9 protein-coding genes are annotated in these 11,424 nt (G+C 39.4%); all 9 read right to left on the bottom strand.

Features of this window, described 5'->3' with window-relative positions:
* Nucleotides 1-394: 394 nt before the first annotated feature.
* Nucleotides 395-2,083: a methyl-accepting chemotaxis protein gene (locus ACXJIN_RS03090; protein ID WP_456399332.1), complete on the bottom strand. Its 1,689-nt coding sequence runs from the start codon at nucleotides 2,081-2,083 to the stop codon at nucleotides 395-397.
* An 83-nt stretch (nucleotides 2,084-2,166) separates the two neighbouring features.
* Nucleotides 2,167-3,756, bottom strand: a complete 1,590-nt coding sequence (locus tag ACXJIN_RS03085) for a hypothetical protein (RefSeq protein ID WP_456399331.1) — start codon at nucleotides 3,754-3,756, stop codon at nucleotides 2,167-2,169.
* Nucleotides 3,753-5,021 carry a glucose-1-phosphate adenylyltransferase gene (locus tag ACXJIN_RS03080; protein WP_456399330.1) on the bottom strand — a complete coding sequence of 423 codons (1,269 nt, stop codon included), beginning with the start codon at nucleotides 5,019-5,021 and terminating at the stop codon, nucleotides 3,753-3,755. Before ACXJIN_RS03080 ends, ACXJIN_RS03085 begins: the two co-directional genes overlap by 4 nt.
* Nucleotides 5,022-5,046: 25 nt before the next feature.
* Complete coding sequence (gene glgD, locus ACXJIN_RS03075) at nucleotides 5,047-6,156, bottom strand: glucose-1-phosphate adenylyltransferase subunit GlgD (RefSeq protein WP_456399329.1); 1,110 nt, start codon at nucleotides 6,154-6,156, stop codon at nucleotides 5,047-5,049.
* 15 nt (nucleotides 6,157-6,171) lie between these two features.
* A complete protein-coding gene (glyA, locus tag ACXJIN_RS03070; RefSeq protein ID WP_456399328.1) occupies nucleotides 6,172-7,431 on the bottom strand; it encodes a serine hydroxymethyltransferase in 1,260 nt (419 codons plus the stop codon).
* A 141-nt stretch (nucleotides 7,432-7,572) separates the two neighbouring features.
* Entirely contained in the window at nucleotides 7,573-9,279 is a 1,707-nt protein-coding gene (locus ACXJIN_RS03065; RefSeq protein WP_456399327.1) for a sigma-54 interaction domain-containing protein, read from the bottom strand.
* On the bottom strand, nucleotides 9,263-10,102 hold the full coding sequence (locus tag ACXJIN_RS03060) for an NAD(+)/NADH kinase (RefSeq protein WP_456399326.1): 840 nt from the start codon (nucleotides 10,100-10,102) through the stop codon (nucleotides 9,263-9,265). The genes ACXJIN_RS03065 and ACXJIN_RS03060 overlap by 17 nt, the downstream gene beginning before the upstream one ends.
* Entirely contained in the window at nucleotides 10,099-10,395 is a 297-nt protein-coding gene (locus ACXJIN_RS03055; protein WP_456399325.1) for a YggT family protein, read from the bottom strand. The genes ACXJIN_RS03060 and ACXJIN_RS03055 overlap by 4 nt, the downstream gene beginning before the upstream one ends.
* Before the next feature lies 1 nt (nucleotide 10,396).
* Nucleotides 10,397-11,419: a Holliday junction branch migration DNA helicase RuvB gene (gene ruvB, locus ACXJIN_RS03050; RefSeq protein ID WP_456399324.1), complete on the bottom strand. Its 1,023-nt coding sequence runs from the start codon at nucleotides 11,417-11,419 to the stop codon at nucleotides 10,397-10,399.
* Between the last annotated feature and the right edge of the window lie 5 nt (nucleotides 11,420-11,424).

Below are 11,424 nucleotides of genomic sequence, written 5' to 3'. Positions count from 1 at the left end.
CGCGCAGCCAGGGTAAGGATCCAATTTAGAAAGCCAAAGGTACTTAATAAGTTTTTTACAAGCATAAGGGAGCCCCGTACGAGCGGGGATTTATTTTTAAAAGTTATCGTCATGAACTAGCAAAGCTCCCAGATGAAGGAGCCATATGTTTTGACAAGTATTCAGAGGATGAAATTCAATCAATCTTTTAAATAATCTGCATATTGACCACATGACGAATTTTAAACTTTTCTCTTCTTAAATCAAAAAGAATTAGCAACGTGGTTTATGAAAACTTCTTTGTTTTGATGCGAACAACAGTTGATTTTTCAAATCGTTACACACAACTTGAATCCCTTTAGAAAACAAAAGTCCCTCTTTTTACGGAGGGACTTTTTTACGCTACGTAATGCAATTATTCTTCTTTAATCTTGAATTCAGAAACTTTCAAGGAAACTTCGTCGGATGCCTTTTTAACTTTTTCTTCTTCTTCTTTTATCTTGGCAATGTAATCGGCTTGAGCGTTTATTTCGTCATTTGCTTTAACCATTAAATCGCTAACTTCACTCAATTGCGAAGAGGCTTCTTTCACGCTACTTGCCATCTCTTCCGAAGTGGCGCTTTGTTCTTCCGAAACCGCAGCCAAATCTTCTGCTGCCGAAGTGACGTTGCTCACGTCTGTCCTTATTCTGTTGAATATTTCAGAGATCTTTCCCATTTTTTCCAGAACACTTTCAATGGAAACAACCATCTTTTTGCTGGAATCTGCGGTCTTTTTTGAGTTTTCTATTATTTCATTCAAATTTGCAGATATCTTTTCCGTCGATTGCTTTGTCTCTTCAGCAAGTGATCTTATCTCATCGGCAACAACTGCAAACCCTTTTCCAGCTTCACCGGCTCTTGCCGCCTCTATGGCAGCGTTCAAAGCCAACAAATTAGTTTGCTCTGCTATCGCGCTTATCGTTTCCAGAATTTCTCCAATGGCATCTACCGAGTGTTCTAACGCATCCGCTTTTGCCATCATGTCATTTGACTCGTTGCCAACAAGACCGATTTCTTCATTCATGTTTTCCACAACTGTGGCGCCATCATTCGTCTCTTCAAGGATGTTATTCATATTTCCTGAAAGATCCGTAGCTGAATTCGCAACGGCAACCGCGGAATTTGCCACTTCCTGAACGTTATCGTCTATCTGCTGCATAACAGAGGATATTTCTTTTATAACATTGGTTATGTTGTCAGTTGTAATTTCCACATTTTTGGATCCTTTTTTAACTTCTTCCAAATTTTCATCCAAAGAATCCATAGAACTTTGAAGATTCTTAACATCCTTATGGATGGTGATGGCAAGGTTTTCTATTTTTTCAATGAATTTGTTAACCCCGGAAGATATTTTACCAATTTCATCGTTGGAAACTATTGGAAGCCTTACGGTCAAATCTCCGCCTTTTTCTTCGCCTAAAGAGTTGACAACTGTGAGCAATCTTCTAACGGGTTTGTGTATGGTTTTTTCATATACGAGTATGGAAAGGGCCACTATTACCAAGCCCGCTATCATGAACCAGAATTGAATCCATTTCATGACGGAAACTTTTATCTCGCTGTACTCTTGATAGTACAGTACCGCTTTGTTCATTTCGCTTAATAACTTAACGTTGTTGTTTATTATGTAGTTGAGAGCGTTTTTATCCTTCCCGTTGCTTTGAATAACATTTTGAACGGCTTTTTTGAAGGGGATGAAAAGCTTTTGGACAACTTCAAGCTGGTTCTTTATCTTGTCTGTTGGCGCTTTTGGAATAACCGTCCATTTGGTCATTCCAAGATCTAAAGCCACTTTTCCTCCGTCTTTCAATCCATCAAGCGTGGTTTCAAAGAGCGATTCTGTATTGCTCAAATTCTTTTCATACGCCGTATTCCCCATGGCAACTATCAGCGCTTCTTTTGACATTTTTTGAGTAAGCATTCTTTGTCTTCCTGAAAGGTTTACAAGCAACGCATCATCTTTTTGCATGTTTGTGAGAACTACGGTTGAAACGTATATTCCTATGAGGAAAGCGGCAAAAATAATCAACGGTATTACGAGCTTTGCCATAATAGATTTCATGTTCTTTCTCCCCCTTCTTTTCGAGTGATTTTAAAAATTTCATTTATCTTTAAAATTTGATTCACCTTTATTATACCAACTTTTTAAAGCTCTTTCAACAAAGTCAATGCTTCGTAAGTGCTTTGAAAACTCTCTATTCCATCTGTAAGGTTGTAAAAATACCCACCACTTTTCACATCTTTCAATTTTTTCAACTCGGCGGCAAAAAAACTCTTATCCACATTTAAGCCGTAATTCTTTTCCAAAGCCCAGGCAGCTCTCAGAAGATTTAAATCCGTAAGAGATCTACTTTTTATTTCCGCTATGAACTTTTCTCCTATGATTTGAGCGTTCTTTTCATTCACCTCATACCCAAAATCGTGTGCGAAGTTGAGTAATTGCACGTAATCATAGTAATACGAAATATTCTTTTTTGAGGAATCCATTTTGTTTAGTCCTTTGAAAAGCCTGTCCAAAACCGTATGAATGTCCATAAAAACTTTGTCATTTTTGTAGTCCGTTCGTTGAATAACTTTCAAAAGCTGGAAGGCCCTGTCAAAGTTAAAAGTTGCCAAATAATAGGCTTCCAACGCCGGCGAAAGATTCATTTTGTTGTAGAAAGAGTTAATTAAAATCCGTATTTGAGACTTGTTCAAAAGCATGTAGTGTTCATTCATTTCCAATGCGTATTCTAAATACACGGCTAAAACGTTAACAGGATAGGCAGAGGCCGCGGATACCAGATTAGAAGTAAACTGTTCCCAGTAATCTCTATCGGCTTTTTTCCCAAGCATACTCAAAATTTTAGTCGCCCAGTACGTGTCACTAACAGATGAAACGCTTCCCAAATTGTAATAACCGCCAAAAGGGGCTCTTTGCATTTCAAAGATTTCAAATTTTTGTTTCAAATTGAAGGGTATTTTTAAGTCTTCACAAAGCTCTTTGTAAAAGAAAAGTTGCTGAGGATTTTGAATATCCGGATTTTTGAGCGTTTGTCCTACTTCTTTGTTATTCAAATAACCGGCCTTTAAAAGCGTGTACTCCCTCATGTAGTCTCCATTAACGTAGGAAATATGGTCGTTCAAAAATTTCATGGTCTTTAAATCCCTTGGAACTTTTTTTCCTTTAACTTTGATCAACGCAACTAAAATGGTTATTCCCGCATTCGCGTACGTTTTTTTAGCGATGGCATCGTTCAAAATTTTAGTCGCGGTTTTGTAAAAAGGCGAAGCGTTCAAATTTTTTCCAAGTAACTTTTCAAGGAGCAAACCATCCGCCACCATTTGAAAGTAAGCGTAAGTACCCGTGTAATCTTTTAGATTTTGGTTTAAAAAGTTATCCACAGCGTTCAAAAATTTCGTATCCACTTTCATTCCATTGTCTTTCATGTAAGAAGAAAGAAAAACTGTGTAATGAACCCATGTTGGTACCTTGAAATAAGAAGCGTGCGTCTTTAAGAGGTCAAAATACTCTTTGAAATAATCTGAATTGACAAATGACTTTCCATACTCTTGAGCTAATTTTTGCATGTACACGGTTTCTACAAGTTTTCCATATCTGGAAACAACCGTTGGCGTATCAACATAACCACCGTCTTTAACCTTATGCATTTGAACGTAAGATGTCAAGGTGGCAAAGGAAGTGAGTGTTCCCAACAAAACGGCTATTAAAACCATTATGAAGATCTTTTTCAAATTTTTCTCTCCCCCTTCAAATTTTTTCCACTTTCGAGAAAATCCACACCCATCTTTTCAACGTTTAAAAAATTAGAAATAGAGCAATTTTTCCCCATCTTCATACCTTTAGGTATCACAACACCCTCTCCTATCACGCTTATTCCGTGGTTGTATATGTTTGGAAATTCTTCATTTTCGATATCTTCGCCCACACCTATTTGCGTGTAATCTTTAATTATTGTATTTTCGCTTATTATCGCATTTTCTATATAACAGTTTTCACCTATAGAAACGTTCGTCATAACAACAGAATTTCTTATCACGCTGTTTTTGCCAACCTTAACTCCCTGAAAAAGGACGCTACTTTCCACTTCACCGTAAACTCTTGTTCCCTCACTGACAAGTGATTTCATAACTTTTGATCCTTTCCCAAAAAAAGCTGGTGGCATTTCTTCGCTGTGCGTATAAAATCTCCAATTCGGATCGTACAGATTCAACGCTGGCATGGGATGAGTTAACTCTAAATTAGTTTCCCATAGTGAGTAGATCGTTCCAACGTCTCTCCAGTAACCCTCGAATTGGTAAGCATACATGTTAACGCCTTGAGCCAAAAGTTTTGGAATAACGTTCTTGCCAAAATCGTGTTGTGATTCTTTGTCTTTTTCATCTTCTATCAATGCTCTTCGCAAAATTTTCCAATTGAAGAGGTAAATTCCCATGGAAATCAGCTGCGATTTGGGATGTGGTGGTTTTTCTTCAAAATCCACTATCTTGAAAACGTTATCGGTTATGACCGTTCCGAACCTGCTGGCTTCAGATAATGGAACTTTTATGCAAGAAATGGTAACATCCGCATTTTTCGAAATGTGAAAATCAAGCATTTCGTTGTAATCCATGGAATAGACGTGATCTCCTGACAACACCAAAACGTATTTTGGAGAAAATCCATCTATGAAATCGATGTTCTGTTGAATCGCATGGGCGGTCCCTTTGTACCATTCACCTTTCGATGAGGCGGCGTAAGGCGAAAGTATAAATAAACCGCCTTGTTTTCTATCCATATCCCAATCTCTTCCTATTCCAAGATGAGCGCTTAAAACCCTTGGCTTGTACTGTGTTAACACTCCCACGGTATAAATGGACGAGTTGGTACAATTCGACATGGTGAAGTCAATAATTCTGTACTTTCCTCCAAACGGAACGGCTGGTTTTGCTATGTCTTCTGTTAAAACGCCAAGCCTGGTTCCTTGTCCACCAGCCAAAATCATGGCCACTAAGTTCAACTTTTTGACCTCCTTTAAATGCTGGCTAAACTACCTGCCACTTTTCAAATATCAAAGGTTCATCGTATCCCCTAAAGATTCTTTCCGAACGAATTGTTACGTATTTGTCCAAAATGCAATTCGTTATCTTCGCCCCTTCTTCTATGGTTGAACCTTCCATTACAATTGAATTCTCGACCAACGCTCCTGACTTTATTTGAACATTTCTGAATATCACACTGTTTTTAACCGTACCGGCAATTATACTTCCATCCGCAACTATTGAATTCTCTATGGAACCGGTAGGAGTTACCTTTGGAGGTGCCATATCTTTTAATTTTGTGAATATCTTTCCATGTTCATAAAAGAGCTCATTCGCAATATCTGGATTTAGCATATCCATATTCACTTGTTTGTACTCTGACAGGGATTTTTTCACGTTCTTCCAATAGCCGATGAATTCGTAAGACATCACTCGTAGAACTTTCAGGTTTGAAATTACCACTCCTTTGAGAAAATCGTACTCTCCATTCGGCACGCTCGCGTAAAGCAAATCCATAAGCAACTTTTTGTTCATGAAATAGATTCCCAGATTTATCTTATCTCCAGCCGGTTTTTTAGACTTTTCCCTTATCTCAATTATCTTTCCCTCTTCATCGGTTTTAACCGTTCCGTACAGTAAAGGATCATATCCTTGAATTGATTTCGTCATTACGGTTATATCCGCCATGGATATCATGTGATAATCGTACAATTTTTCGAAATCAACGTTGAATATGTGATCACCAGAGCCTATAAGCACGTAATCCTCGCTTCCCCTTTTTAAAATTGTCATATTTTGAAAGATAGCGTCTGCCGTTCCTTTGTACCAATACATGTGATTTTCATCTGCGTAAGGTTGAAGTATGTACAAACCACCATGTTTTCTGTCCAAATCCCATTCCCTTCCGGAACCCAGATGGTCCATAAGGCTCCGTGGATTGTACTGAGTTATGACACCTATCTTTCTTATTCCAGATCTCACCATATTTGAAAGCGTAAAATCTACGGCCCTGTATTTTCCGCCAACGGGCATCGCTGCGGATGCCCGTTTTTTAGTTAAATTGCCCAACGCTTTTCCTTTATCTCCAGCCAGGATCAGCCCAAGTATTTTCAAAAGCCATCATTCCTTTTAAAGCAACTCGGGGTAAAGCGGAAATTCTTTGCAAAGCTTTTCGACCCTTTCTCTGGCCGCCTTTTTCGTTTCTTCGTCTTCCGGTTTATGAATTATAGAAGCGATTATATCAGCTATTTCTTCCATCTGAGCTTCTTTCATTCCACGAGTAGTCACCGCTGGCGTTCCAAGCCTTATTCCGCTGGTTATGAAAGGAGAACGCGTTTCACGGGGAATCGTGTTTTTGTTCACGGTTATTCCCACTTCACCAAGCAACCTTTCAACTTTCTTACCGCTAAGTCCCGTTTCGGTTAAATCGACGAGCATGAGATGGGTGTCTGTTCCACCTGAAACGATCCGTATATTTCTATCTGACAATGCTTTAGCCAATGCTTTGGCGTTTTTCACTATTTGGCTTTGGTACTCTTTGAACTCATTTGTCATGGCTTCTTTAAAGCACACGGCTTTCGCCGCAATTATGTGCATAAGGGGTCCACCTTGAATGCCAGGAAAGATGGACTTGTCTATGGCTTTCGCTATTTCTTCTTTCTTCGATAGAATGAGACCTCCCCGCGGCCCTCTAAGAGTTTTGTGAGTTGTAGATGTAACGACATCGGCGTATTCCATGGGATTTGGATGCACTTTTGCGGCCACCAAACCTGCAAAATGTGCCATATCAACAACCAGATATGCCCCCACTTCATCGGCAATTTCTCTGAATCTCTTGAAATCTATTATTCTCGCATACGCACTTCCACCGGTTACAATTACCTTTGGCTTATGTTTGAGAGCCAGCCTTTCAACTTCATCGTAATCTATGAGTTCTGTGTCTGGATTCAAACCGTATGGTACAAAATTGTAAAGCCGACCAGAAAAGTTTACAGGTGAACCATGCGTTAAGTGACCACCTTGTGTTAACGAAAGCCCCATTATAACACTCGATGGATCTGCCAGCGCAAAGTAAGTTGCCATATTTGCCTGAGAGCCTGAATGCGGTTGAACGTTTGCAAAATTGGCATCGAAAAGCGCCTTTGCTCTGTCTCTTGCCAAGTTTTCTGCTATGTCTACAACCTCGCAACCACCGTAATATCTCTTGGCTGGATAGCCCTCAGCGTACTTATTCGTCAAAACGCTTCCCATAGCCTGCAAAACAGCTTTTGAGACAAAATTTTCAGATGCTATTAGTTCAATGCCATTTTGCTGTCTCTTTAGTTCCTTGTGAATTACGTCATATATTTCAGGATCTACGCTCTTAACTTCTTCCCAGAGATCTTTCATCTTATCAGCCCCTTTTCTATGTAGAATTGCCGTATCATGCGGCTATTGTTCACTTTTAATTATATTTCACCACCTCAACTAATTTTATCATCACTTGCTTCTCGTTGATCAATGCAAACTTCAGATTAAACGTTACACAATTTATTTTATTTTGTACTGATTTAATTTGTAAAACAACGTTCTTAAGCTTATACCAAGCGCTTCCGCGGTTTTTGTTCTATTTCCCCCATACGATTTAAGCGTGGTCTGTATGAGTTGTTTTTCAAAATTATTTAAAGCCATTTTCAACGTCATTCCTGAAGGTACGTGAATGGAAGTGGAGTTTTTCCGCGGCACTTCAAATGCTGGCAAATGGATGATTTTTATGATCTTTTCATCCATTTCCATATTTATCATTGCTCGGGCGATGAAATTTTCAAGTTCTCTCACATTACCATACCACGGCAGGCTTTTCAAAATCTCAAGAACCTCATTTGAAACTTCTTTTACAGCCCGACCATATTCTTGATTCAATTTTCTTATTACATGCTTTACCAGAGGTTCTAAATCTTCCATTCTCTCTCTTAGAGGAGTTATGACAATTGGGACCACGTTTAATCTGTAATACAAATCAGGAATGAATTTTCCATCCTTTATCATTTCTTCCAAATCCAGATTGGTAGCGGCTATTATTCTTACGTCAAGTTGCTTGCTTTTTGTGCTTCCCAATCTGGTTACTTCCATTTCCTGAAGGAATCTCAAAAATCTCGACTGAACTTTGACTTCCATCTTTCCAATTTCATCCAAAAATAGCGTTCCACCATTTGCCTCTTCTAACAACCCTCTTTTTCCGCCTTTTTTTGCGCCTGTAAACGCCCCTTCTTCATACCCGAAAAGTTCTGATTCTAATATACCTTCTGGCAAGGCGGCACAATTAACACTTACAAAAGGATGGTTTGCCCTATCGCTTGCGTTGTGGATAGCGTGGGCAAAAAGTTCCTTTCCAGTTCCGGATTCTCCCCTTAGAAGAACTGTGGCCCTTGTTTTTGCAACTTTTTTTGCCTGAAGAATGGCAACTTGCATGGTGCGTGAAACTCCAATTATATCGTCAAAAGTGTATCTAGCCTTCAATTGGCGTATCGTTCGATTCGCCTCTTCCAATTCTTTGCTCAAGGATATTATTTTCGAAACGTCATGAATAACCGCCACACTACCAGAGAACTTCCCATCTATAACCAACGGCGTTGCGTCGATGATCACTTCTTTTTTCAACGGTCCAACTTTTATTCTATGACCAAAAATGGGTTTTTTGTACTTTGCAACTTTCATGTGCACGCTTTCGCCTTCCGCTATGTCGACATCTGCTGTCTTTCCGAGCACTTCGTCTGAATTAAAACCAGTTAACTTTGTGTAGGCTTTATTAACCATTTTGACTTTTCCATCTTCATCCGCCACACTTATCGCATCGTCAGTTGATTGTATTATGGTTTCCAGCATGAACCTCACATTTTTTAGATCTGTAACTTCTTCCGCCATGTGTTCAACTTCTGTAATATCCCTGAATACGGCGACCGCACCCACTACATTTCCATTTTCATCCTTTAAGGGTATTCTCGATGTGACTATTCTTGTTTTGCCAGCGTCCTGAATTCTATCCAATTCGGAAATTCCCGTCTTTACAACCACGTGAAGCCTTGTATTTTTAACCGTACTCACAACATCATACCCGGCGTAATCTTTAAAAGGCATATGTAATATGCGACACGCGGCACGATTCATAAATACTATTTTTGCGTGTTTGTCTACCATAATCACACCTTCAAGCATTGAGTCAAGAATGTGTTTGTAATACTTACACTTTGAGCTCATACTTTCCTCCAAAACCGTTATGCATTCCCCATCCCAATTTGGTGTGAACCAATTTAAAGAAATTTATGTCGGAAGTGCACAGAAAATTAAGATGTTTTTCAGAACCGCTTATTTCAAACTTTTCCACATGATTTTTTTTACAAAGCTCTTCTCCGTCTCCTACACAAAAGTAAGACTCATCTTCTCTTGGTTTTACCATAACTGTTATCTTTCTGTTGAAAGATGCAATAACCGGCCAAGCGGCAAAAGCGTGTGCCATCATTGGAACAATGGATACTAAGGATAAATTTGGATCGATCACAGATCCCCCGGCTGATAAGTTGTAAGCTGTGGAACCTGTGGAGGTGGAAAAGATCATGCCGTCACATAGCATCTCGCCCATAGAGCTATCATCCACGCTTATGGACACTCTTAACATATGGGATCTTACCGCGCGCTGAATGACAAAGTCGTTGAAGAACTCATTTTGCGCGCCATCACAAATTACCTTCAAAAAATTTCTTTTAACGATGGTGTAATCACCCAGATCGATTATTTCGTGAAGAACTTCATCTATATTTTCAAAACTGTAAGGGCTTAAAAAACCAAGATGTCCAAAATTTATTCCTACAACATTGACATTCTTGTTTGCGAGAACTTTGGAGGCCTTCAAGACAGTGCCGTCTCCTCCTAAAACAAAGGCAATGGTTTGATCATCAGCTTCTTCAATTCCAACTTCTTTTAAGTTTCTGAGCTTTAACTTTTCTCTCAAAAGTAAAAGCGCCTTTAGCGTTTCTTCCTTTTTCTCATTCCTGAATATAAAAGCTTTTTTGAATTCTTTCATCTCTTTAGAACCACGCTTAGATCGAAAAGTGTGTTTACGACGAAGGCTTGAATGAATACCAATATAAGCAAGGCTACAAATGGAGAAAAGTCAAACATGCCAATGGGTGGTATAAAGCGCCTTAATGGCCTCACCATCGGATCACACATTTGATCCAAAACTCTTCTAAAAGGATGGTAGTACGGCAAAATAAAGCTCAAAATTGAATCGATTATCAAAATGGTTATGGCAAAAATTATCACGATATTCAAAATAACGGCTATTGCGTATATGAAATTTGCAAGCACAAACATTTCAACTATCACTCCCAAATTCAAAATTTTCAGTGCTTATCAGCGATTCTCCTATAGCGCTGTACCCTTTTGCCGTGAGTACCCTTCCACGCGATGTTCTGGCAACAAAACCGCCTTGAAGCAAATAAGGTTCGTAAACTTCGCTTATGGTTTCAGCTTCCATTCCAACAGTTGCAGCCAAAGAGTTTAAGCCCACTGGACCTCCTCTATAATCGTGAGCAATCCTTTTTAGTATTTTTCTATCGGTTTCATCAAGACCGTACTTATCTATTTTCATTGATTCAAAAGCCTCTTCAACTATTTCAAGCGTTATCTCGTCCTTCGATTTAACGGTAGCGAAATCTCTTATTCTTTTCAACAGCCTGTTTGCAACTCTTGGTGTTCCCCTCGATCTCTTCGCTATTTCAAATGCACAAGTGTCATCTATTTTTACCCCAAGGATTTTCGCACTTCTTTTAACTATGTTCTTCAGCTCTTCAATTTTGTAAAAATCGAGCTCTAAAACCATCCCAAAACGATTTCTCAAAGGAGGAGTCAAAAGCCCACTTCTCGTTGTTGCGCCAACTAATGTAAAGGGATTTACTGACAGTCTAACCGTTCTCGCACCAGGACCTTTTCCGACTAAAATATCAAGTTTGTAATCTTCCATTGCTGAATAAAGCACTTCTTCAACCGCGTGGGGTAGTCTGTGTATTTCATCTATGAAAAGTACGTCACCACTTGCAAGCGAAGTGAGAACTGCCGCAAGATCTCCTTGTCTTTCGATAACAGGCCCGCTGGTTGTGTGAAGCCTCCCACCAGTTTCGTGGGCTATTATCGTGGCAAGCGTGGTCTTTCCCAACCCGGGTGGACCCGCCAAAAGCACATGATCTAACACCTCTCCGCGCATCTTCGCGGCGCGTATAGCGATGCTAAGACGTTCTTTAACGTTTTTCTGACCTATGTATTCATCAAGTGAGAGTGGCCTTATGCTTACAAAACTTTCGTCTTCATTTTGAGGTTCTGAAGATAACAATCTACCCATTCATT

The organism is Mesoaciditoga sp. (assembly GCF_054006115.1).
The sequence above is the reverse complement of the archived record's forward strand: the minus strand, read 5'-3'. Positions and strand labels throughout refer to the sequence as shown.